The sequence below is a fragment of the Catellatospora aurea genome (assembly GCF_042663325.1).
Lineage (GTDB): Bacteria > Actinomycetota > Actinomycetes > Mycobacteriales > Micromonosporaceae > Catellatospora > Catellatospora aurea.
The window spans coordinates 186444-209097 of sequence record NZ_JBHTAC010000005.1; the positions used below are offsets into that span (position 1 = coordinate 186444).

The window sequence follows — 22654 nt, forward strand, 5'->3', positions numbered from 1 at the left end:
GGGGTCGCGATAATCGCAACGGCCGTCAGGACGGTTGACACACACCCGCCCGCGGTCACGGGCGCGCACCCCGGCTCCGGTACGGTGATCCGCGTGGAGCTGCTGCACTCGGGCAAGGTCAGGGACGTCTACCGCGACGGCGATGACATCATTCTGGTGGCGTCGGACCGGCTCTCGGTCTACGACGTGATCCTGCCGACGCCGGTGCCGGACAAGGGCCGGGTGCTGACCCAGCTCTCGCTGTGGTGGTTCGAGCAGCTCAAGGACATCGTGCCGAACCATGTCATCTCCGGCGACGACGTGCCCGCCGAGTTCGCCGGGCGCGCGGTGCGCTGCCGCTCGCTGAGCATGGTGCCGGTGGAGTGCGTGGCGCGGGGTTACCTGACCGGCGGCGGGCTCAAGGAGTATCAGGCGAGCGGGTCGGTGTCCGGGGTCGCGCTGCCGGCCGGGCTGACCGAGGCGTCGAAGCTGGACGAGCCGGTGTTCACCCCGTCCACCAAGGCTCCGGTCGGCGAGAAGGACATGCCGATGCCGTACGCCGAGGTGGTCGACAAGGTCGGCGCGGAGACCGCGGAGCGGCTGCGCGACATCACGCTCGCCGTGTACGCCCGGGGGCGGGACATCGCCGCCGAGCGGGGCATCATCCTGGCCGACACGAAGATCGAGCTGGGCTGGGCGGCCGACGGCACGCTGATGCTGGGCGACGAGGTGCTCACCCCCGACTCCTCGCGGTTCTGGCCCGCCGACGGCTACGCGCCCGGCCGGGTGCAGCCGAGCTTCGACAAGCAGTTCGTCCGCGACTGGGCGGTCGGCACCGGCTGGGACAAGACGCCGCCCGCACCCGAGGTGCCCGAGGACATCATCGCGGCCACCCGGGCGCGCTACATCGAGGCGTACGAGCGGCTCACCGGCCTGGCCTGGTCCTGACCCGACGGTCGTTGCCCGGCCCGCGCGGGCCGGGCTAGCCTGGCCATATGGCCCGCGAGACCTACCTGGAGACCCGGCGGCGGCTCGGCCTGCCCGAGATCCCGCAGGAGCTGCTCGACGAGTTCCGCGCCCAGCTGGAGCTGGAGGAGCAGCGCCGCAACGATCCGGAGTGGATCGCCGAGCAGGAGGCCAACTACGAGGCCGTGCTGGCGCGGCTGCAGCGGAAGGCCCGGTGAGACCGGCCGGCCGTGTCCTGGACACGGGCGCGATCCGGCGCTACGCGGCCGCGGACAGCCTGACCGTCAGCGCGGCGCTGGCGGGCCTGGAGGCCGGCGGGTTCACGGCACTGGTGCCCGCGCTGTGCCTGAGCGAGGCGTACTGGATGGCCGACCGCGCCGACGAGCCGATGCTGGACGTGTTGCGCACGCTGCCGCAGGTCGAGGTCGTCCCGCTCAGCGCCGGGGACGCGCAGGCCGTCGGCGGGCTGGCCCACCACCTGGGCACCCTCGGGATGTCGCACGCGTGCCTGCTGGCGGCGGTGCTGCGGGTGCCGCTGATGACCACGGAACCGGCGCTGGCCGGCAAGATCCTCGGTGCGGACCTGCTGCGCGAGGTGTGAACCCGAACGGGTTTTCAGCTTTTGTCGCATTTCTTCACATTAGCGCTATATCACACCGATCATAGATACATGCGTTCTCTGTTCGGCGTGTCGCTTGTCATGTCATCCGTCCTGCTCGGCGTGCCCGCGCCCGCTACGGCCGGCGCCGATGCGGGCGTGGGGCCACCGATGCCGCGGGTCGTGTCCGCGGACCCGGTGGACTGGACCCCGCACGTCACCGACGGGCAGGTCTGGGCCATGGCCCTGATCGGCGACACGGTCGTGGTGGGCGGCGACTTCACCAGCACCGCCGACGCCCGCCGCCAGGCCACGGTGAATCGCCGCCACCTGATGGCGTTCCGCCTGTCCGACGGCCAGATCACCGACTTCGGCCCGGAACTCGACGGGCCGGTCTACGCGCTGGCCGAAGGCCCCGACGGCAGCCTGCTCGTGGGCGGCGACTTCACCACGGTCAACGGTCGGCACCGCCGCTCGCTGGCCCGCCTCGACCTGGCCACCGGCCGGCTGCACCGCAGCTTCTACGCGCCGGTCGACGGCGACGTGCGCACCCTGGCCGTACTGGGCGGCGAGCTGTACGTCGGCGGCTACTACCGCTCCGTCAACGGCGTGCCCCGCGCCGGGCTGGCCCGGGTCGACGCGCTGTCCGGCCGCCTCGACGAGGGCTTCGACGCGGGCCTGGCCGAAGGGGTGGAGAACCATCCCCGCGCGGAGGCGATGAGCCTGTCCCCGGACGGCACCCGGCTCGTCGTGATCGGAAACTTCGCCCGGGTGCAGGGCCTGGACCGCCAGCAACTGGTCAGCCTGGACATCACCGGCCCGCAGGCCGTGGTCAGCGACTGGTCGACCGCCTTCTACGGCGTCGACCGCTGCGACGCCCGTTTCGACAGCTACGTGCGCGGCATCGACCACTCGCCCGACGGCTCCTACTTCGTGGTGGTCACCACCGGCCACGACTCCGGACCGGACCTGCCCTGCACCACGGCCGCGCGGTTCGAGACCGCCGGCGGCGGCGAGCACGTCCCGACCTGGATCAACCACACCGGCGGCCACTCCCTGTACGCCGTGGCGGCCACCGGTCCGGCCGTCTACGTCGGTGGTCACCAGTTGTGGCAGGACAACACGTACGGGCAGAAGACGAAGGGCCCCGGCGCGGTGGACCGGCCCGGCATCGCCGCGCTCGACCCGGTGACCGGCCGGGCCCTGGACTGGAACCCCACCCGCAGCCGCGGCCAGGGCGTACGCGCCTTCGTGACCTGCCCGCAGGGCCTGCTGGTCGGCTCCGACACCGACGAACTGGCCCGCGAGTACCACGCCCGTGTCGGCCTGTTCCCGTACCCGACGCTGTCCGCGCCCGCCTGACCCGCTCGACGGGACGGGGCCCCGTTTCCGCCGCGTGGGTCGGCGGGCACGGGGCCCCGAGTTCGCGCACCTCAGTGCCGCACCACCTCAGCGGAACGCGTTGGCGATGTCATCCCAGAGGCCGATCAGGGCACTCACGAAGGACGGACCGGGCTCGGCGGGACGCGGCCGGTGCCCCGGGCCGACCGGCGGCTCCGGCTCCGGCGAGGGCTCGACCGGCGGCGCGGAGGGGTCCGCGATCGGGTCCACCGGCGGTGCCGACGGGTCGACGATCGGGTCCACCGGACCCGCAGACGGATCCACGATAGGGTCCACCGGCGGCGCGGACGGGTCCACCGGTCCCGCGGACGGGTCCACGATCGGGTCGGTGGGCGGCGCGGACGGGTCGACGATCGGGTCCACCGGACCCGCAGACGGATCCACGATGGGCTCGACCGGCGGCGCGGACGGATCCGTGATCGGATCGACAGGCGGGGTGAACGGGTCCACCGGCGGTGCCGACGGGTCCACGATCGGCGGCTCCACCGGGTCCGGCGACGGCTCCGCGGTCGGCGTCAAGGCCTTCACCCGCAGCCCGGTGCCCTTGGCGGGCTTGGCCTCCGCCGAGGGCGGGCCCGACGGCTCCGGTGCCACCGACGGTGCCGCGGAAGGCCCGTCGGACGGAGGTGCGGAGGGTCCGTCGGACGGTGGCCCCGAGGGGTCCGGCGACGCGGAAGCCGAACCCGACGGGTCCGGGTCGGCCGATGCCGAGGGCCCGGGGCCGGCGGCACCGGGGTCCACCGAAGCGGACGGGTCCGGTGAAGCGGACGGATCCGGGGCGGCTGACGCGGACGGGTCCGGGGTAGGCGAGTCGGACGGGTCCGGGGCGACCGGCGGCAGGACCGTGCCCTCGGCCGGGCAGGTGCGGGCCAGCACGAACAGCGGCGCGGTGCCGGTGATCTCGGCCTTCGCTCCGGTGAGCGTCCAGCCCTCCGGCACCGCGATCCACGCCTTGCTGGTGTTCGCCCGCAGCACGATGCCGCCGCCCTCGGTGGGCACCACCGCGGTGGCCTCGGTGCCCTCGGGGGTGCCGAACGTGGCCGTGACGCTGACGAAGTCGCCGGTCTTCGCGTGGTCGCCGGGCAGCTTGAACACCCAGACGTCCTGACCGGACAGCGGCCCGCCGCCGAATGCCGGATCGCAGACGTGGTTCTCGAACGCCGCGGCGGTGAAGCCGAGGCTGGCCGGCAGGATGTCGACGGGTGCGTTCGCCCACGCCTTCGCGGGCTGCCCGCCGAGGTCGGTCCCCGCGAACACCAGCGCCATCCCGAAGGTCAGCACCGCCATCCCGCAGGCGGCGAGTGGCCGGTGTCCAGGCCGGATGAGTCGGAAGTTGAGACGTCGCATGCATACCTCCACTGAGCTCGACGCAGCCCAGGGACTACCCATGCCGATTTGCCTCAAACCGGACTAATCAGGTTTTTTGGGAAAAATGGGAGATCAGTGCACCGTGCTGGCCCGCCCGGTGCTGTCCCGTACCACCAGCTCAGCAGGGGCGGGCACCAGCCGTCCGCCCGGCTCGTCGTCGAGCAGCAGCCGCATGGCCCGCGCGCCGATGTCGGCCAGCTGCAACCGCACCGTGGTCAGCGCCGGAGTGAGGTCGGTCGCGACCGGCAGGTCGTCGAAGCCCGCCACGGAGATCTGCTCCGGCACAGGGCGGCCCAACTCGCGCAGGGCGGCCAGGGCGCCGGCCGCCATCAGGTCGTTCAGCGCGAAGATCGCGGTCAGCCGGGGGTGGCGGGTCAGCAGCTCACGGGTCGCGGTGCGGCCGCCTTCGCGGGTGAAGTCGGCGTGGACCAGCGGCGGCTCGGCCACCACCGAGGTGAACCCCGCGAGCCGCTGGGCGACCGTGGCCAGGCCGGCCGGACCGGTGATCACCCCGATCTCGCGGTGCCCCAGCCCGACCAGGTGCTCGGCGATGAGGCGGCCGCCGCCGTACTGGTCGGGTTCGACGGTGTCGATGCCCGCGCCGTGCGCGCCGATCGCGGCCACCCGCCCGCCCGACTCCGCGAACGCCGCCACCTCCTCGGCGAACGGCTCGCCGACGAACGCCGAACCCGCCAGCAGCACCGCGCGGGCCCGCTGCGCGCGCAGCCGGGCCAGATAATCGCGTTCCAGACCCGGATCACGGAAGGTGTTGGCCACCAGCACCATCAGGTCGTGCTCGCGAGCCACGTCCATCGCGCCGGCCGCGATCGCGGCGAAGTACGGGTCGGCGATGTCGTGCACCAGCACCCCGACGACCGTGCTGCGTGAGCGGGCCAGCGACTGCGCCGGGGCGTGCGCGACATAACGCAGCTCGGCGGCCGCGGTGGTGACCCGCTCGGCGAGCGCCTCGGCGACTCTGCGCCCGCCGCTGCCGTGCAGCACGCGGGACGCGGTGGCCAGCGAGACACCGGCCGCCGTGGCGACCTGCTGCAGCGTGACGGCGCCGCCGGGCGCTCTGGTTGACGAGGTTCGAGGCATGGGCGTAGGGTACCGCCTCGCAGGCGGAAAGCGCTTTCCACCCCCGCCCTCGCCGCAACTCCTCCCGAGAGGCGGCCCCCGATCCCGACAGGTCGTGCGCGCGTCACGACCTGCCAGACCGAGAGGTACGAGCATGGACCGCAGAACTGTCGGCATCGTCATGAACGGTGTCACCGGCCGGATGGGCTACCGCCAGCACCTGGTGCGGTCCATCCTGGCCATCCGCGAGCAGGGCGGCCTCACCCTCGCCGACGGCACGGTGGTGTGGCCGGAGCCGGTGCTCGTCGGCCGCAGCGCCGCGAAGCTGGAGCAGCTCGCCGAGCTGCACGGGCTCACCCGCTACACGACCGACCTGGCCGCGGCGCTGGCCGACGACAGCAACGAGATCTACTTCGACGCGCAGGTGACCACCGCCCGCGTCGCCGCGCTGCGCCAGGCCATCGCCGCCGGCAAGCACGTCTACACCGAGAAGCCGACCGCCGAGTCGCTGGCCGACGCCGTCGCGCTGGCCGACGAGGCGCGGGCTGCGGGCATCAAGCACGGCGTCGTCGCCGACAAGCTCTACCTGCCGGGCCTGCTCAAGCTGCGCCGCCTGGTCGAGTCGGGCTTCTTCGGCCGCATTCTGTCGGTGCGGGTCGAGTTCGGCTACTGGGTGTTCGAGGGCGACTGGCAGGCCGCGCAGCGTCCGAGCTGGAACTACCGGTCCTCCGACGGCGGCGGCATCATCCTCGACATGTTCCCGCACTGGCGGTACGTGCTCGACCACGTGATCGCCCCGGTGCGCTCGGTCTACGCCCAGATGGCCACGCACATCCCGCAGCGCTGGGACGAGCAGGGCAACGCCTACCCGGCCACCGCCGACGACGCCGCGTACGCCGTGCTGGAGCTGGAAGGTGGCATCGTCGCCTCGGTCAACAGCTCCTGGACCACCCGCGTGGACCGCACCGAGCTGGTCACCTTCCACGTCGACGGCACCGAGGGCAGCGCCGTCGCGGGCCTGCGCAACTGCCGCATCCAGCACCGGGCCACCACCCCGAAGCCGGTCTGGAACCCGGACCTGCCGGTCAGCCACGACTTCCGCGACCAGTGGAGCGAGCTGCCGGAGAACGACGTGTACGACAACGGCTTCAAGCGCCAGTGGGAGGAGTTCCTGGCGTACGTGGTCGCCGACGCGCCGTACGACCACGACCTGTACGCCGGCGCCCGCGGCGTGCAGCTGGCCGAGCTCGGTCTCCAGTCGGCCCGCGAGGGCCGCAAGATCGTGGTCGGTGACCTGTGAGCGCCACCCGCAGCCGGGTCTTCTACGCGGCGGCGCACGTCGTCGCCGACCCGAACGCCGACAACGGGGCGGGCCGCCCAGCGGTCGTCGACTGGGACGCCACCATGCGGTTCCGGCACCACCTCTGGTCGCTGGGGCTGGGCATCGCCGACGCGATGGACACCGCGCAGCGCGGCATGGGCCTGGACTGGGCCGCGACCACGGAACTGATCCGCCGCAGCGGCGCGGAGGCAAGGTCCGTCGGCGGTCGGCTGGCCTGCGGCGCGGGCACCGACCAGCTCGCGCCCGGCGCGCACAGCCTGGCCGCCATCGAGGCGGCGTACGCCGAGCAGCTCGACGTCGTGCAGGAGTCCGGTGCGAAGGTCATCCTTATGGCGTCGCGGGCGCTGGCCGCGGCCGCCACCGGTCCGGCCGACTACCACGCCGTCTACGGCAAGCTGCTGGCGCAGGCCGAGCAGCCGGTGATCCTGCACTGGCTGGGCGACATGTTCGACCCGGCGCTGGCCGGCTACTGGGGCGCGGCCGACCTGGACGCGGCGACCGAGAGCGCGCTGGAGCTGATCCACGCCAACGCGGGCAAGATCGACGGTATCAAGGTGTCGCTGCTCGACGAGGCCCGCGAGGTGGCGATCCGGCGGCGGCTGCCCGCGGGCGTACGCCTCTACACCGGCGACGACTTCAACTACCCGCAGCTGATCGCGGGCGACGAGGTCGGCTACTCGGACGCGCTGCTGGGCATCTTCGACGCGATCGCGGTCCCCGCCGCGAAGGCGCTGGAGCTGCTGGACGCGGGCGACACCGCCGGGTTCCGCGCGGTCCTCGACCCGACCGTGCCGCTGGCCAAGCACATCTTCGGCACGCCGACCTACCACTACAAGACCGGCATCGTGTTCCTGGCCTGGCTCAACGGCCACCAGGACCGCTTCGTCATGGTCGGCGGCCAGGAGCACTCCCGCTCCCGGGACCACCTGCTGGAGCTGCACCGCCTGGCCGGTGAGGCGGGCGTGCTCGACGACCCCGACCTGGCCGCCGACCGGCTCGCGCGCTACCTGGACGGCACCGCATGAGGCTGTCGCTGAACACCGCCACGATCAAGAAGGCGACGCTGGCGCAGGCCGCCCGGCTGTGCTCCGAGAACGGCATCACCGGCATCGGCCCGTGGCGGGACGTGGTCGAGGCGGCGGGCGGGGCGAAGGCCGCCCGACTGCTGCTCGACCAGCACGGGCTGACCGTCACCAGCCTGTGCCGGGGCGGCTTCGTCACCACCGGCTCGGCCGCGTCGCTCGACGACAACCGGCGCGCCGTCGAGGAGGCCGCCGACCTCGGCACCGCCGAGCTGGTGCTGGTCGTCGGCGGTCTGGCCGAGGGCTCCAAGGACCTGCCCGCGGCCCGCGCCAACGTGGCCCGCGCCCTGGAGCAGCTCGTGCCGTATGCGAGCGGCCTCGGCGTACGCCTGGCGATCGAGCCGCTGCACCCGATGTTCTGCGCCGACCGGGCGGTGGTCTCCACCCTCGGCCAGGCCCTGGACCTGGCAGAGCCGTTCGCCCCGCACGAGGTCGGTGTCGTCGTCGACACCTACCACGTGTGGTGGGACCCGCAGCTGTTCGCGCAGATCAGCCGCGCCGAGGGCCGCATCTCGGCGTACCAGGTCTGCGACTGGGTCGTCCCGCTGCCCGCGGACATGCTGCTCGGCCGGGGCCACGTCGGCGACGGCCACATCGACTTCGCCCCGATCACCGACGCGGTCCGCCGCGCCGGCTACACCGGCCACGTCGAGGTCGAGATCTTCAACCAGGCGATCTGGGACACCGACCCCGCCGACACCGTGAAAACGGTCGTCGACCGCCACCTCACCCACCTCGGCCCCGTCTGAGAACGAAGGAAGGGCGCCTTTCACAACGCCATGCGTTGTGGAAGGCGCCCTTCCTTTCGGCTGTCAGGCGGTGCCTGCGGCGGCGATGCTGCCGTCGGGGGTGGCCAGGTAGACGGGGATGCCGGTGGTGACGTCGCGGACGGCGGCGAGGTCCTGGCCGTCGACCTTCGACGCCTCGGTGACCACGAGGGCCGCCTCCAGCGTGCTCGCACCCGCGGCGACCGCAGAGGCCACCGCGAGCCGCAGCGCCGACACCGAGAACGAGGGCAGGTTGATGCTCACGCCGGTGTACGTGCGCCCGTCGCCGTCGCGCACCGCCGCGCCCTCGATCGCGCCGATCCGGGCGCGGGCCGAGCGGGCCATGGTGAGCAGCTTGCGGTCCTCGGCGGAGACGGACTCTCCGGTGACGTCAGACATCTGCCATGTGCCTTTCGGAGGGGGTCGTCTCGTCGGCCGGCTCCTCGCGCTTCACGAGCACCGTGTCGATGTGGTTGCGGCGGCCGGTGGTGCCCTCGGCGACCAGGGTCAGCCCGCCCACCGACACCCGCGCGCCGGGGATCGGCACCCGGCCCAGCGCCTGGGCGAGCAGGCCGGCGACGGTCTCCACCTCGTCGGCGGGCAGCTCGACGTCGAACAGCTCGCCGAGGTCCTCGATGGGCAGCCGGCCGGTCACCCGGACCGCGCCGTCCTCCAGGCGCTCCACCGGGGGCCGCTCGACGTCGTATTCGTCGGTGATCTCGCCGACGATCTCCTCGAGGATGTCCTCGATGGTGATCAGGCCGGCGGTGCCGCCGTACTCGTCGATGACGATGGCGAGGTGGGTGCGGGCGGCCTGCATCTCCGACAGCAGGTCGTCGACGGGCTTGAACTCCGGCACGAACGCCGCGACCCGCATCAGGTGCTCGACCGGCGTCGCCGCGCCGCCCTCCTGCACCTGGCGGGCCATGTCCTTGAGGTACACCACGCCGAGTACGTCGTCGACGGACTCGCCGATGACCGGCACCCGGGAGAAGCCCGAGCGCAAGGCCAGCGCCAGCGCCTGCTCGGCGGTCTTGGTGGACTCGACCCAGACCATCTCGGTGCGGGGCACCATGACCTCGCGGGCGATGGTGTCGCCCAGCGCGAACACGGAGTGGATCATCTCGCGCTCGCCGTGCTCGACCACACCGCGCTGCTCGGCGAGGTCGACCAGCTCGCGCAGCTCCACCTGGGTGCTGGCGAACGGCCCCTCGCGGAAGCCCTTGCCGGGGGTGACCGCGTTACCGATGATGATCAGCAGGCTGGCCAGCGGGCCGAGCACCCGGCCGAGCCAGCGCAGCACGGGGGCGGTGTAGCGGCCCACCTCGTACGCGTGCTGGCGGCCTATCGTGCGCGGGGCCACGCCCACCACCACGAAGCTGATCACGCTCATCGCGCCGGCGGTGACCAGCGCGGCCGTCCAGCCGGGCCCGAACGTGTCCACGGCGACCAGGGCCACCAGCGTGGTGGCGGTCAGTTCGCACAGCAGCCGCAGCAGCAGGAGCAGGTTGATGTGGCGTACCGCGTCGGCCGCCACCGCCTGCAGCGCCGCCGCGCCGCGTTGGCCTTCCCGGTTGAGCTCCGCCGCGCGGGCGGGAGAGATCACGGCGAGGGCCGATTCGGTCATCGCGAACAGCCCCGCCAGCACCACCAGACCGGCCGCCGACCACAGCAGCGGCACGTCGGGCAGTCCGCCCAGCTCGGTCACCGTAATGCTCCGCCCGGAGCCGGGACGGTATGGGCAGGATTCATGATCCGCTCGCCCCGCCCGCTGCCCGAGCCTGCCAGCTGTCCAGGAGTTTGCCCTGCAGGGCGAACATCTCCCGCTCCTCCTCTGGCTCGGCGTGGTCGTAGCCGAGCAGATGCAGCACGCCGTGGATGGTGAGCATGCTCAGCTCGTCCGCGGTGCTGTAGTCACCGTGCAGCCCGGGGGCGGGCGCATCCGGCACGCTATCACCGGTGCGCATGCGCGGGTCGGCGGAGCCGTACCGCAGCGCCTGCGCCGCGGCCACCTCCGGGCACAGCACGATGTCGCCGAGCAGCGACGGCTGCCCGCCGGAGGACTCCGACGGGCCGTGGTCGATGGTGTCCTCGTCCATCGGGAAGGCCAGCACGTCCGTGGGGCCGTCCTTGTCCATCCAGCGGTGGTTCAGCTCCGCCATGTAGTCGGAGTCGACCAGCAGCACCGACAGCTCGGCGAGCGGGTTGACCCCCATCTGGACCAGGGCGTGCCGGGCGACGGCGACGATGTTGTCCGCGTCGACGTCGATTCCGGACTCGTTGGCGATCTCGATAGACACTTTTTATTCCTTGGTCGTCAGCGGCGTCGCCCCGCGCCGCGTCGCGGCACGGAGTGGACGTTCGCCGGCAGCGTCTCACGCTGCTGGTCGTTGTCCCACTTCTCGTATGCGTCGACGATCTCGCCGACCAGCCGGTGCCGCACCACGTCGGCACTGGTGAGCCGGGAGAAGTGCACGTCCTCCAGGCCGTCCAGGATCTCCTGCACGACCCGCAGGCCGCTGCGCTGGTCGCCCGGCAGGTCGACCTGGGTCACGTCACCGGTGACCACGACCTTGGAGTTGAAGCCGAGGCGGGTCAGGAACATCTTCATCTGCTCGGGCGTGGTGTTCTGGGCCTCGTCCAGGATGATGAAGGCGTCGTTGAGCGTGCGGCCGCGCATGTACGCCAGCGGAGCCACCTCGATCGTGCCCTGCGTCATCAGGCGCGGGATCGACTCGGGGTCCATCATGTCGTGCAGCGCGTCGTAGAGCGGGCGCAGGTATGGGTCGATCTTCTCGTTGAGCGTGCCGGGCAGGAAGCCCAGCCGCTCGCCCGCCTCGACCGCGGGCCGGGTCAGGATGATCCGGGTGACCTGCTTGGCCTGCAGGGCCTGGACCGCCTTGGCCATGGCCAGGTAGGTCTTGCCGGTGCCCGCCGGGCCGATGCCGAAGACGATCGTGTTCGCGTCGATCGCGTCCACGTACTTCTTCTGGCCGAGGGTCTTGGGGCGGATGGTGCGCCCGCGGCGGGAGAGGATGTTGAGGGTGAGCACCTCGGCAGGCCGTTCGGTGGTGCCCTCATCGGTCAGCATGCCGACGGTGCGTCGGACGGCGTCCTCGGTCAGCGTCTCGCCCTTCTCGATAAGCTCCAGCAGCTCACCGAAGACGCGCTCGGCAAGCGCGTTCTCGGCCGCCGGGCCGGTGATGGTGATCTCGTTGCCCCGCACCAGGATGTCGCTGGACAGGGCCTTCTCGATGAGCTTGAGCACGCGATCGCCGGTGCCCAGCAACTGGACCATGACACTCGGGTCGGACACGGTGATCTTGGTCTGCACCGCGTTCGAAGAAGAACCAACGCTCATAAGTCGGCCGACCGGCCTTCCGCCACCTGCTCTCCGCACTCACCGGACCGGCTCAGGTCGCCGCCCGCTGGTCCCATCGTAGTCACCGATCCCACCATCGCCGCCAGTGGTTATGACGGCGTGCCCGAATCCGGACCCCGGGTCACTCACTCACCCATACGCCGTCGAAGGTCTCCTGGCGGCGGGTGAAGCGGTAGGTGGCCCAGTGCATGCGGACCACCTCGCCGGCGGCGTCGCGGGTCAGCCGCAGGCGCTCGCCCACCTCGCGGCCCGACACGGTACGCAGCACGTCCGGCTCGCCCGGCAGCGCCGCGAAGACGGCCGGGGCCGCGTCGGCCGGGTCGTCGGCACCACGGCCGGTCAGCACGCCGCCCTCCCAGCGGAACACGTACTCGTAGCCCTCGCCCCACCAGCGGCCCAGCACGCTGCGCAGGTGCTCGGGGGCGGGCTCGCCCGGGGTCCACGGCGCGACGTCGACCGGGTCGGCGGCGAGCGCCTCCTCGATCAGCCGGTGCGGCAGGTCGATGATCGCCGAGGCGGTGCCGGACGAGGCCAGCACGGCTGCGGCCATACCCCCTGGATTGCCGGGGCCGCCGTGGCGGCCGCACGCCGCGGCCAGGAAGCCGGGCATCGCGCCGTTGTGACCGACGTGCAGCACGCGGCCCTCGCGGGGCCACAGCATCAGGCCCAGGCCGACGCCCGAGCCCCAGAGCGTCTCGTTGCGCGGCGTGAGCGGCCAGCGGGCCTCGGCGAGGGTGTCCGCGGACAGCACCGCGCCGTCCGGGTCCACCGAGGCCGGGTCGGTCAGGAACGCCGCCCAGCGGGCCTGGTCGGCGGCGGTGCTCCACAGCTGCGCGGCCGGGCTGACCGCGCCGAAGTCGGTCGGCGGCTCCGGCCGGGCGTGGTCGGAGTACTCGTCGACCAGGTAACCGGTCGCGGCGTGCGCGGGCACGGCGTACGTGGTGGCGGACAGGTTCAGCGGGCGGCAGATGCGCTCCTCCACCAGGTCCCACCAGTCGCCGCCGAGCCGCCGCGCGGCCAGGTGCCCCAGCAGCGCGAAGCCCAGGTTCGAGTAGTGGAAGCGGCGCGCGGGCGGGTGGATCGCCTCGGTGCGGGTCAGGTCGTCGAGCAGGCCGGGCAGGTCCGGCGGGCTCAGCGTGTCCCACACGTCGCCGACCGGCTCACGCTGCAGGCCCGCGGTGTGCGACAGCAGCCGCCGGATGGTCAGCCCGCCGTGCGCGGGCACGTCGAGATGGGCGCCGATCGGGTCGTCGAGGTCCAGCAGGCCCGCGTCGCGGCACTGCAGCACCAGGACCGCCGTGAAGGTCTTCGTGATCGACCCGATCCGGAACGGGGTGTCGGCGTCCAGGGGCGCGCCGGGGTTGCCGGACCCGCCCACCTGGAAAGTCCACAGCGGACGGTCGTCGCGGCGCAGCGCCACGCTGAGGGCGGGCACCCGGGCCTCGGCCTGTACGGCGCGGACCAGGCGTTCGAGAGTGCGGTTCAGGTCTGCCACGGCGGCGAGACTACCCGGTGAGATCGCCGTCCATGTCGACGCCGCCGAGCACGTGCGCGTGCGCGTGGAACACGGTCTGCCCCACCGACGCGCCGGTATTGAAGATCACCCGGAAGCCCGTGCCGTCCAGGCCCTCGGCGGCGGCCACGTCGGCGACGGTGGCCAGCACCTCGCCGGCCAGCGCGAAATCGCCCACGGCCAGCGTCGCGACGTCGGCGTAGTGCTCCTTCGGGATCACCAGCACGTGCGTGGGGGCCTTCGGCGCGATGTCCCGGAAGGCGAGGGTGCGCTCGGTCTCGGCGACCACGGTCGCGGGGATCTCCCCCGCCACGATGCGGCAGAACAGGCAGTCGGCAACGGTCACGAGACAGATCGTAGGCTGCCTCCATGTCCGATTCACGAGCGGTGCTGGTCACCGGGGCGTCGCGCGGCGTCGGCCGGGCCGTCGCGGCCGCGTTCGCCGCCCGCGGCGACCGCGTCGCCATCCACCACCGCGACTCCGCCGACCTCGCCGAGTCGCTGCGGGCATCGCTGCCCGGTCAAGGGCACGCGGTGGTACGCGCGGACCTCGCCGACCCGGCCGCCGTCGCCACGATGGTCGACGCCGCCGCGCAGGCGCTGGGTGGGCTCGACGTGCTGGTCAACAACGCCGGGCAGGCCTACCCGCACCCGATCACCGGGGTCACCTACGAGCAGTGGCAGGAGCTGTGGACGCGCACGCTCGCGGTGAACCTGACCGGCCCGGCGAACGCCACCTACTGCGCGGTCCGGCACATGCTGGCCCGTCCCCCGGGCTCCCCGGCCGCCCGCGTGATCAACGTCGGCTCGCGCGGGGCCTACCGCGGCGAGCCCGGCCAGCCTGCGTATGGCGCCGCCAAGGCCGGCTTGCACGCCATGGGTCAGTCCCTGGCCGTCGCGCTGGCCCCGTACCGCATCGCCGTCGCCACCGTCGCCCCCGGCTACGTCCAGGAGGACGAGACCAACGCCGCCTACAAGGTCCCCCGCGGCGCCGAACACGCCGCGCAGAGCCCGTTCGGCCGGGTCGCCCGCCCCGAGGAGATCGCCGCCGCCGTCCTCTGGCTCGCCGACCCCGCCGCCGAATGGGCCTCCGGCGCCGTCCTAGACCTCAACGGCGCCTCCCACCTCCGCTGACCACCTCGCCCACCCCCCTTCTGCCGCAACTCTTAACACCTCGCGCCATCGACCCGCGCGTGAGGCCGCAACTCCTTCAGAGTTGCGACCCCCCCGGCGCGCGGGGCGGGGGTGGGGTTACCAGCGGGCGAGGCGGGTGGCGAGGACGCTGAGGGCGGCGACGCCGGCGGTCGAGGTGCGGAGCACGTTGTCGCCGAGGCGTACCGGAAGCGCGCCGGCCGCGGTGAACGTCTTCAGCTCGGCATCGTCGATGCCGCCCTCGGGGCCGACGACCAGCACGATCTCCCCGGCGGCGGGCAGCTCGACCTGGGACAGCCGCTCGGTCGCCTCCTCGTGCAGCACGTACGCGGCCGAGGCCGTCGCGAGGCGCTGGACGAGCTGTTTCGTGGACAGGTCGGGGTCGCCGCCGACCATGGGCAGGAAGGTGCGGCGGGCCTGCTTGGCGGCCTCGCGGGCGACCGCCGCCCACTTCTCTCGGGATTTCGCGCCCCGATCGCCGCGCCACTGGGCCACGCTGCGCGCCGCGGCCCAGGGCAGGATCTCGTCGACGCCGACCTCGGTCATCGCCTGCACGGCCAGCTCACCCCGGTCGCCCTTGGCGATGCCCTGGGCGACGACCAGGCGCGGGTCGGGCGCGTGGGCGTACCGCAGCTCGGTCACGATGAGGTCGAGCGTGCCCTTGCCGACGGCCGCGACCACCGCGGACGCCATGCCGCCGCGCCCGTCGGCGAGCAGCAGCGCCTCACCCACCCGCAGCCGCTGCACGGTCGCGGCATGGTGGCCCTCCGCCCCGCCGAGTGTGTAAAGCCGCCCCGAGGGCAGCTCGTCGACAAGAAACAGCGGCGCGCTCACGGCAGACACCCTCCAATGGCGATCATGAACTTATGGCACCGACACACCGTCGAACCGTGCCATAAGTTCATGATCAACGCGGGAAAACGGTCAGTGGCCGTTGAAGGCGTCGCGGACTCGGGAGAAGAAGCCGCCCTGCTTGGAGAGTTCAGCGACCTCCTCGCCGCGGGCGCGGGCGAACTCGCGGAGCATGCGCTCCTGCTCGCCGTCGAGGCGGGTGGGGGTGCGGACGTCGAGGTGCACGAACAGGTCGCCGCGGCCGGTGCCGCGCAGGTGCGGGACGCCCTTGGCGCGGATGCGCAGGGTCGAGTTCGGCTGGGTGCCGGGTTTGACCTCGACCTGCTCCTCGGAGTCCAGGGTCTTGATGGTCAGGCGGGTGCCCAGGGCGGCGGCGGTCATCGGGACGGTGACCTTGCAGTGCAGGTCGTCGCCCTTGCGCGCGTACACGTCGTGGGCCCGCTCGTGGATCTCCACGTACAGGTCGCCGGACGGGCCGCCGCCGGGGCCGACCTCGCCCTGGTTGGCCAGCCGGATCCGCATGCCGTCCTCGACGCCGGCCGGGATCTTCACGGTCAGGCTGCGCCGGGTGCGGACGCGGCCGTCGCCGGCGCAGGTCGGGCACGGGTGCGGGATGGTGGTGCCGAAGCCCTGGCAGGCGTTGCACGGACGCGACGACACGACCTGGCCCAGGAAGGTGCGCTGCACTGACTGCACCTCGCCGCGCCCGCCACACGTGTCGCAGGTCTGCGGATGGGTGCCCGCCGCGGTGCCGGCGCCGGAGCAGGTGGTGCACAGCACGGCCGTGTCCACGGTGATCGGGGCCTCGACGCCGAACGCGGTCTCGAACAAGTCGAGGTCAAGCCGCAGGATCGCGTCGGCACCCGGCCGGGTGCGCGGGCGCGGGCCGCGCGAGCCGCTGCCGCCGAAGAAGGCGTCCATGATGTCCTGGAAGCCGACGAACGGGCCGCCGCCGGGGCCGCCCGGACCCGCGCCGCCTCCGCCCGGCGCGAGCGGGTCGCCGCCCAGGTCCACCATGCGCCGCTTCTGGTCGTCGGAGAGGACCTCGTACGCGTTGTTGATGTCCTTGAACTTCTCCGCCGCGGCCGGGTCCGGATTGACGTCCGGGTGGTACTGACGGGCGAGCTTGCGGTAAGCCCGCTTGATGTCGTCGGCGTCGGCGTCCTTGGGAACGCCGAGAATGCCGTAGTAGTCCTTGGCCACGCTGTCCTCAAGCCTCGTTCAGCAACAACAGGAAATTCGGAATCAATGTCCCAGCATCTCGCCCACGTAACGCGCCACGGCGCGAACGGTGGCGATGGTGCCGGGGTAGTCCATGCGGGTCGGGCCGACGATGCCCATCCCGCCGACGACGGTCGCGCCCGGACCGTAGCCCGTGCTGACCACCGAGGTGGCCCGCAGGTCGACGACCTCGTTCTCGTCGCCGATGCGCACCCGGGCCGCGCCCGACTTCACCTCGTCGAAGAGCTTGAGCAGGATGACCTCCTCCTCCAGCGCCTCCAGGATCGGCCGCAGCGCGCCGGTGGTCAGGTCCAGCGGGCCCATCCGGGCCAGGTTCGACGTGCCGGCCAGGGCCAGCCGTTCCTCGTGCCGCTCGACGAGGGTCTCCAGCAGGACGCTGACCAGCGTGCTCATGGTTGCCTTGCCCTGCGGCTCGGCCCGCTCGACCAGGCCCTGCACCAGCGGCGGGGTGTCCACCAGCTTCACGCCGACCAGGGTCGCGTTGAGGGTGCGGCGCAGTTCGGTGATCTCGTCCGGCTCCACGGGGCCGGGCAGCTCGACGACCCGCTGCTCGACCCGGCCGGTGTCGGTGATCATGACGAGCAGCAGCCGGGTGGTGGAGACCGGGACCAGTTCCAGATGGCGTACGGAGGAGCGGGTCAGGCTCGGGTACTGCACCACGGCGACCTGGCGGGTGAGCTGGGCGAGCAGCCGGACCGCGCGGTGCACCACGTCGTCGAGGTCGACCGCGCCGACCAGGAAACGCTCGATCGCCCGGCGCTCCGCCGGGGAGAGCGGCTTGACCCGCGACAGCCGGTCGACGAACAGGCGGTAACCCCGGTCGGTGGGCACCCGGCCGGCCGACGTGTGCGGCTGGCGGATGAAACCCTCCTCCTCCAGCACGGCCATGTCGTTGCGCACGGTCGCCGGCGACACCCCCAGGGCGTGCCGCTCGACCAGCGCCTTGCTCCCCACCGGCTCCTGCGTCGCGACGTAGTCCTCGACGATGGCACGCAGCACTTCGAGTTTGCGGTCATCCAGACCCATACGCACCTCCCGGCTGGCACTCGTCGTGAGTGAGTGCCAGTCTACGTGGGCCGTCACCCGGACGGCATAGGCGTGGTGACGGGGTCGACACCACGCGGCATCCGACACCCAGCGCGGACATCGGCAAAGTGGACAGCGGGTAAACTCGGCCGATCGGCTCGCAGTGTGTCGCCTATCGGTCACGGGTGTTGACTGGCGCCGATTGATCCACAGACCTAGCCTGTCGGGCATGAGTGAACCCACCCCGCCCGGCTCCTCGGAGCCGCCGGTTCCTTCGGCCCCCTCTTACGAGCCGCCGGCCCCGGCAGCGCCGCCGTCGGCCCCCGCGTCTCCCCCGCCGTCCGCACCCGGCGGCTACACCCCTCCGCCGTCGGTCGGCGGCCCCGCCCCGGTCGGCTACGCCAACCCGGACGACAAGACCTGGGCCCTGGTCGCCCACTTCGGTGGCGCGCTGACCTGGTTCGTCGCTCCGCTGGTCGCCCTGCTCGTCAAGGGCAACGAGTCGCCCACGGTCAAGGCGCACGCGACCGCCGCGCTGAACTTCCAGATCCTCTGGGGCGTCATCAGCATCGTGAGCCTCTGCGTCGGCAGCTGCCTGAGCTGGCTGATCCTGCCCATGGTGCTGTTCTTCGTGCCGCTGTTCCCGCTGATCATGGGCGTCATGGCCGGTGTCAAGGCCAACAACGGCGAGCTGCCGAAGTACCCGCTGACCATGAGCCTGATCAAGTAAGTCGGGTCACCAGGCCAGCAAGGAGTGGACCACCGCGTCCGCGAGGAGACGGCCGCGCAGCGTCAGCGCTGCGCGGCCTTCTGCGTACGCGGAGGGCTCGAGCAGCCCGTCGGCCAGCGCCTGCCCCGCGGCGGCACGCCCGGCCTCGTCCAGCACGTCCAGTGGCAGGCCCTCGCTCAGACGCAGCCGTAGCAGCACGTCCTCGGTGTGGCGCTGCTCTTCGGTCAGCACCTCCCGGCCCAGGCCCGGGGAGAGCCCTTCGCCCAGCCGGGCCGCGTACTTCGCCGGGTGCTTGACGTTCCACCAGCGCACGCCGCCGACGTGGCTGTGCGCGCCGGGCCCGAGGCCCCACCAGTCGCCGCCGCGCCAGTAGAGCAGGTTGTGCGCGCAGCGGGCGGCCTGGTCGGCGGCCCAGTTGGAGACCTCGTACCAGCCCAGCCCGGCGGCGGAGAGCGCCGCCTCGGCCGCCAGGTAGCGGTCGGCCGCCACGTCGTCGTCCGGGGACGCCAGCTCGCCGCGCCGGATGCGGGCCGACAGGCGGGTGCCGTCCTCCACGATCAGGGCGTACGCGCTGACGTGGTCCACGCCCGCGCCGACCACCGCGGCCAGCGAGGCGGCGAAGTCGTCCTCGGTCTCCCCCGGCGTGCCGTAGATCAGGTCCAGGTTGACGTGCTCGAACCCGGCCTCCCGCGCCTCGATCGCGGCGGCCGGGGCGCGCCCGGCGGTGTGCTTGCGGTCCAGGATGCGCAGCACCCCGGGCGCGGCCGACTGCATGCCCAGCGAGATCCGGGTGAACCCGGCGGCGCGCAGCTCGCGCAGCGACGCCGGGTCGACCGACTCGGGGTTGGCCTCGGTGGTCACCTCCGCGCCGGCGGCGAGCCCCCACGTGCCGTCGATCGCCTCCAGCATCCGGCCGAGCTGGGCCGGCTTGAGCAGGGTGGGCGTGCCACCGCCGACGAAGACGGTGTCGACGCGCGGCGGGGCGGGCAGCACCTTCGCGGCCAGCGCCAGCTCGGCGAGCACCGCCTCGACGTAGCCCTCGGTGTCCGCGCCGCCCAGCTCCGAGGCGGTGTAGGTGTTGAAGTCGCAGTACCCGCAGCGGCTGGCGCAGAACGGCACGTGCAGGTACACGCCGAAGCCGCGCCCGCCGACGTCGGCCAGCGCGGACTCGGGCAGGACACCGGTGTCGGGTACGGGTTCACCGTCGGGAAGCTGGGCCACGGCTCTAGTCTGCCCTCATGTCCTCACCTGACTCCCACCTCGTCCGGGTCACCCACGCCCGCGGCGTAACGACGATCACCCTCGACAGCCCGCACAACCGCAACGCGCTGTCGCACCGGCTGATGACCGAGCTGCTGGCGGCGCTGGCCGAGGCGAACGCCGACGACCGGGTACGGGTGATCGTGCTCGACCACACCGGCCCGGTCTTCTGCTCCGGCGCCGACCTGGCCGAGACCGCCGCCGCGGCGAAGTCCGGGCAGATGCCGGCCGCGCTGCTGGGTGACGTGCTGGGCGCGGTGGCCCGGTCGGCCAAGCCCGTGGTGGCCGTGGTGCGGGGACCGGCCCGCGCCGGTGGGCTGGGTCTGATCGCCGCCGCCGACCTCGCGGTGTGCACGGCGGGGGCCACGTTCGCCTTCACCGAGGTGCGGCTGGGGGTGGTGCCCGCGCTGATCTCCGCCACGGTGCTGCCCAGGCTCGCCCCGCGCGCCGCCGCGGAGCTGTACCTGACCGGCGACGTCTTCGACGGCCCCCGCGCCGCCGCGATCGGGCTGGTCACCGCGACCGCGCCGGACGACGACGTGGACGCGGTCGCCGCGCGCTGGTGCGAGAGCCTGGTCCGGGGCGCGCCCGCCTCGCTGGCGACGACGAAGGAGCTGCTGCGCCGCCGCGCGGAGCCGGACCTGGACGCCGAGCTGGCCCACCTGTCGGAAATCTCGCTGCGCTTCTTCGGCTCCGCCGAGGGCCGCGAGGGAGTCGCCGCATTCCGGGAGAAACGGGATGCCGCTTGGGTTCCGCGGTCCGACGAGGACGGTGCCGTGGCGGCGGCCACCCCGTAGGGTGGCCTGAACGAGCCTGCGGCGGGGGCGGGCGGCTTGGGGACTTCGACAAGCCGCCCGCCCTCGCGCACATGTCGAGGAGGCCGCTGTGAAGGGCAAGCACGCGCTGACCGTCCTGGTGATCCTCGCCGTGGTGTTCGGCGTCGGCGGCTACCTCGCCCGGCAGCAGTTCGACGGCAAGCTGGAGATCCCGCTCCCCCGGCTCGGCGCGCCCGAGTGCGTGGCCCGCGCCGACGGCGAGGTGCGCCTGGACCCGGAGCAGATGGCCAACGCCGCGACCATCGCCGCCGTGGGGATCAGCCGCAACGTGCCCGACCGCGCGGTGATCGTCGCGCTGGCCACCGCCCTGCAGGAGTCGAAGCTGCGCAACCTGGAGCATCTCGGCGAGGGCAACGACCACGACTCGCTCGGCCTGTTCCAGCAGCGGCCCAGCCAGGGCTGGGGCACCGCGAAGCAGATCATGGATCCGCGGCACGCCGCCAAGCGCTTCTACACCAGCCTGCTGAAGGTCAAGGGGTGGCAGAAGATGCGGGTCACCGAGGCCGCCCAGCGGGTGCAGCGGTCGGCCTACCCCGAGGCCTACGAGAAGTGGGCCGAGGAGGCGACCGTGCTGGCCAAGGTGCTGACCGGGCAGCAGGCAGGCGGTGTGACCTGCGACACGTACAGCGACGAGCCGCCGGCCGACGCCGCGACCGCGAAGGCGCTGGCCGACCGGATCAAGGCCGACTTCGGCACCGCCAAGGCCAAGGGCGTCACCGCCGAGGGCGCCGCGCTGCGCGTACCGGCCGCGAACAGCAAGGCGGGCTGGCAGTTCGCGCACTGGCTGGTGGCCCAGGCGCCGATCACCGGGGTCACCCGGGTGACCTTCGCCGACCAGCAGTGGTCCGCCGGTGACCCCGCGTGGTCGAGCGCCGAGAAAGTGGCCGAACAGGTGGTGGCCGAGGTCGTCGCGGGCGGGTGACCCTGGTGGCAGGCCGCGCTGACGGTCCCCGCGCGACGACGTCACTCGGGAACGCGAGTTAGTATCGGCACTCGTTCGCGAAGGTTGCTCATCCCGGCACGCCACCCCCCAAGTCGCGCGCCCCGATCCTGCCTTCGACTGTGCCCAAGTCTGGAAGGACGCAAGGGGAGGACATGACCATCACCTCTCAGGAGCCGGCGACGGACTACGCGCCGCTCACCGACGCCGAGCGCAAGGAATTCCACGAGAACGGGTACAAGCACCTCCCCGGTGTCGTCAGCCCCGAGATCGTGGCCGAACTCCAGGCCGAGGCCGACCGCCTGTACGCCGCGAACAAGGACACCGGTCACATCGACAAGACCGGTTCGCTGCACCTGCTCGGCGCCGTCAGCCACAGCTCGGCCTTCGCCCGGATGCTCGACTACTCCCCGACCTTCCGCTGGGTCTGGGGTCTGGCCGGCTGGAACATCTACTCCCAGCACAACCACCTCGACGTCAACCCGCCGTACGAGGAGGACGAGACCCCGCGCTGGGAGTGGCACCAGGACGGCTGGCGGCAGAACTCCGACGCGGAGTACTACGCCCCGTACTACGGCGACATCCCGCGGCCGATGCTGTCGATCAAGGTCGCCATCGTGCTCAGCGACATCTCGGAGCCGGGCCGGGGCCAGACCCTGTGCATCCCGGGCTCGCACCTGAACAACCACATGTACCGGCCGACCGACCCGGCCGAGATCGCCAAGGGTCCGGAGGGCGCCGTGCCGTGGCTGGCCAAGCCCGGTGACGCGTTCATCTTCGACCGCCGCCTGTGGCACTCGCGCTCGCGCAACCGCTCGGACGTGACGCGCAAGATGCTCTTCATGAGCTACACCTACCGCTGGATCCGCCCGGTCGACGACATGCCGATCGACCGCGAGTCCGCGTGGTACGCCGGCCTCACCCCGGTGCAGCGCCAGCTCATCGGCGAGGCGTTCGGCAACCTGAAGGTGCAGAACATGTGGGGTGTCGGCGAGGGCGGCTGGATCGACGACACGATCCCGCTGCGCGCCGAACTGAAGGAGCGCGGCCTGCTGGACCGCAACGTCCCCTGGCTGCGCTGACCAGCGCATGAACCGACAGTGAGGCCGGGCCGCATCTCGCGGCCCGGCCTCACTGCTGC

The 22654-nt window shown here is 72.5% G+C and carries 24 protein-coding genes; 12 read left to right on the forward strand and 12 right to left on the reverse strand.

Going from position 1 to position 22654, the window contains the following annotated elements; all coding sequences use genetic code 11:
- Positions 1-93: 93 nt before the first annotated feature.
- From ACFQO7_RS07385 to ACFQO7_RS07400, 4 genes are all read left to right on the forward strand, one after another.
- Positions 94-927, forward strand: a complete 834-nt coding sequence (locus ACFQO7_RS07385) for a phosphoribosylaminoimidazolesuccinocarboxamide synthase (RefSeq protein ID WP_376805715.1) — start codon at positions 94-96, stop codon at positions 925-927.
- 47 nt (positions 928-974) lie between these two features.
- Complete coding sequence (locus tag ACFQO7_RS07390) at positions 975-1163, forward strand: hypothetical protein (protein WP_360533452.1); 189 nt, start codon at positions 975-977, stop codon at positions 1161-1163.
- Positions 1160-1546, forward strand: coding sequence for a hypothetical protein (locus ACFQO7_RS07395; protein WP_376805716.1), 387 nt, complete (start codon positions 1160-1162; stop codon positions 1544-1546). The genes ACFQO7_RS07390 and ACFQO7_RS07395 overlap by 4 nt, the downstream gene beginning before the upstream one ends.
- A gap of 69 nt (positions 1547-1615) precedes the next feature.
- On the forward strand, positions 1616-2905 hold the full coding sequence (locus ACFQO7_RS07400; RefSeq protein WP_376805717.1) for a PKD domain containing protein: 1290 nt from the start codon (positions 1616-1618) through the stop codon (positions 2903-2905).
- An 87-nt stretch (positions 2906-2992) separates the two neighbouring features.
- Here ACFQO7_RS07400 and ACFQO7_RS07405 read toward each other — a convergent pair whose 3' ends face one another.
- On the reverse strand, positions 2993-4291 hold the full coding sequence (locus tag ACFQO7_RS07405) for a hypothetical protein (protein ID WP_376805718.1): 1299 nt from the start codon (positions 4289-4291) through the stop codon (positions 2993-2995).
- 93 nt (positions 4292-4384) lie between these two features.
- The gene (locus ACFQO7_RS07410; protein ID WP_376805719.1) at positions 4385-5410 is read right to left on the reverse strand and encodes a LacI family DNA-binding transcriptional regulator; all 1026 of its coding nucleotides are present in this window, start codon (positions 5408-5410) and stop codon (positions 4385-4387) included.
- A 133-nt stretch (positions 5411-5543) separates the two neighbouring features.
- On the opposite strand from ACFQO7_RS07410, the gene ACFQO7_RS07415 reads away from it, so the two are divergent.
- From ACFQO7_RS07415 to ACFQO7_RS07425, 3 genes are read left to right on the forward strand one after another with little or no spacing between them, the layout of a single operon-like run.
- The gene (locus tag ACFQO7_RS07415; protein ID WP_376805720.1) at positions 5544-6689 is read left to right on the forward strand and encodes a Gfo/Idh/MocA family protein; all 1146 of its coding nucleotides are present in this window, start codon (positions 5544-5546) and stop codon (positions 6687-6689) included.
- Positions 6686-7756 (forward strand): dihydrodipicolinate synthase family protein, encoded by a 1071-nt coding sequence (locus ACFQO7_RS07420; RefSeq protein WP_376805721.1) that lies wholly within the window; start codon positions 6686-6688, stop codon positions 7754-7756. Before ACFQO7_RS07415 ends, ACFQO7_RS07420 begins: the two co-directional genes overlap by 4 nt.
- Positions 7753-8562, forward strand: a complete 810-nt coding sequence (locus tag ACFQO7_RS07425) for a sugar phosphate isomerase/epimerase family protein (protein ID WP_376805722.1) — start codon at positions 7753-7755, stop codon at positions 8560-8562. The genes ACFQO7_RS07420 and ACFQO7_RS07425 overlap by 4 nt, the downstream gene beginning before the upstream one ends.
- Before the next feature lie 63 nt (positions 8563-8625).
- On the opposite strand, the gene ACFQO7_RS07430 is transcribed toward ACFQO7_RS07425, so the two are convergent.
- From ACFQO7_RS07430 to ACFQO7_RS07455, 6 genes are all read right to left on the reverse strand, one after another.
- Positions 8626-8979 carry a cytidine deaminase gene (locus ACFQO7_RS07430; protein ID WP_360533476.1) on the reverse strand — a complete coding sequence of 118 codons (354 nt, stop codon included), beginning with the start codon at positions 8977-8979 and terminating at the stop codon, positions 8626-8628.
- Positions 8972-10288 (reverse strand): hemolysin family protein, encoded by a 1317-nt coding sequence (locus tag ACFQO7_RS07435; RefSeq protein ID WP_360533479.1) that lies wholly within the window; start codon positions 10286-10288, stop codon positions 8972-8974. Before ACFQO7_RS07435 ends, ACFQO7_RS07430 begins: the two co-directional genes overlap by 8 nt.
- 40 nt (positions 10289-10328) lie before the next feature.
- Entirely contained in the window at positions 10329-10880 is a 552-nt protein-coding gene (gene ybeY / locus ACFQO7_RS07440) for an rRNA maturation RNase YbeY (protein WP_203692514.1), read from the reverse strand.
- A 17-nt stretch (positions 10881-10897) separates the two neighbouring features.
- Positions 10898-11941, reverse strand: coding sequence for a PhoH family protein (locus tag ACFQO7_RS07445; RefSeq protein ID WP_376805723.1), 1044 nt, complete (start codon positions 11939-11941; stop codon positions 10898-10900).
- Between the two features lie 142 nt (positions 11942-12083).
- Positions 12084-13457 carry a serine hydrolase domain-containing protein gene (locus tag ACFQO7_RS07450; RefSeq protein WP_376805724.1) on the reverse strand — a complete coding sequence of 458 codons (1374 nt, stop codon included), beginning with the start codon at positions 13455-13457 and terminating at the stop codon, positions 12084-12086.
- Between the two features lie 10 nt (positions 13458-13467).
- Positions 13468-13821 carry a histidine triad nucleotide-binding protein gene (locus tag ACFQO7_RS07455; protein ID WP_376805725.1) on the reverse strand — a complete coding sequence of 118 codons (354 nt, stop codon included), beginning with the start codon at positions 13819-13821 and terminating at the stop codon, positions 13468-13470.
- 23 nt (positions 13822-13844) lie between these two features.
- Between ACFQO7_RS07455 and ACFQO7_RS07460 the strand changes: the two genes are divergently transcribed.
- Positions 13845-14609 carry an SDR family NAD(P)-dependent oxidoreductase gene (locus ACFQO7_RS07460; protein WP_376805726.1) on the forward strand — a complete coding sequence of 255 codons (765 nt, stop codon included), beginning with the start codon at positions 13845-13847 and terminating at the stop codon, positions 14607-14609.
- A gap of 117 nt (positions 14610-14726) precedes the next feature.
- Here the strand turns inward: ACFQO7_RS07460 and ACFQO7_RS07465 are convergent, their stop codons facing one another.
- The 3 genes from ACFQO7_RS07465 to hrcA form a co-directional block, all read right to left on the reverse strand.
- Positions 14727-15461, reverse strand: coding sequence for a 16S rRNA (uracil(1498)-N(3))-methyltransferase (locus ACFQO7_RS07465; protein WP_376805727.1), 735 nt, complete (start codon positions 15459-15461; stop codon positions 14727-14729).
- A gap of 90 nt (positions 15462-15551) precedes the next feature.
- Positions 15552-16682, reverse strand: coding sequence for a molecular chaperone DnaJ (gene dnaJ, locus ACFQO7_RS07470; protein WP_360533498.1), 1131 nt, complete (start codon positions 16680-16682; stop codon positions 15552-15554).
- Positions 16683-16724: 42 nt separating this feature from the next.
- A complete protein-coding gene (gene hrcA / locus ACFQO7_RS07475) occupies positions 16725-17747 on the reverse strand; it encodes a heat-inducible transcriptional repressor HrcA (RefSeq protein WP_360533501.1) in 1023 nt (340 codons plus the stop codon).
- Between the two features lie 229 nt (positions 17748-17976).
- On the opposite strand from hrcA, the gene ACFQO7_RS07480 reads away from it, so the two are divergent.
- Positions 17977-18477: a DUF4870 domain-containing protein gene (locus ACFQO7_RS07480; protein WP_361051585.1), complete on the forward strand. Its 501-nt coding sequence runs from the start codon at positions 17977-17979 to the stop codon at positions 18475-18477.
- Between the two features lie 6 nt (positions 18478-18483).
- Here ACFQO7_RS07480 and hemW read toward each other — a convergent pair whose 3' ends face one another.
- Positions 18484-19698, reverse strand: a complete 1215-nt coding sequence (hemW, locus tag ACFQO7_RS07485; protein ID WP_376805728.1) for a radical SAM family heme chaperone HemW — start codon at positions 19696-19698, stop codon at positions 18484-18486.
- Between the two features lie 17 nt (positions 19699-19715).
- Between hemW and ACFQO7_RS07490 the strand changes: the two genes are divergently transcribed.
- From ACFQO7_RS07490 to ACFQO7_RS07500, 3 genes are all read left to right on the forward strand, one after another.
- Entirely contained in the window at positions 19716-20534 is an 819-nt protein-coding gene (locus ACFQO7_RS07490) for an enoyl-CoA hydratase-related protein (protein WP_376805729.1), read from the forward strand.
- A gap of 88 nt (positions 20535-20622) precedes the next feature.
- A complete protein-coding gene (locus ACFQO7_RS07495) occupies positions 20623-21495 on the forward strand; it encodes a hypothetical protein (RefSeq protein ID WP_376805730.1) in 873 nt (290 codons plus the stop codon).
- Between the two features lie 173 nt (positions 21496-21668).
- Positions 21669-22595 carry a phytanoyl-CoA dioxygenase family protein gene (locus ACFQO7_RS07500; protein ID WP_376805731.1) on the forward strand — a complete coding sequence of 309 codons (927 nt, stop codon included), beginning with the start codon at positions 21669-21671 and terminating at the stop codon, positions 22593-22595.
- The last annotated feature ends 59 nt before the right edge of the window (positions 22596-22654 follow it).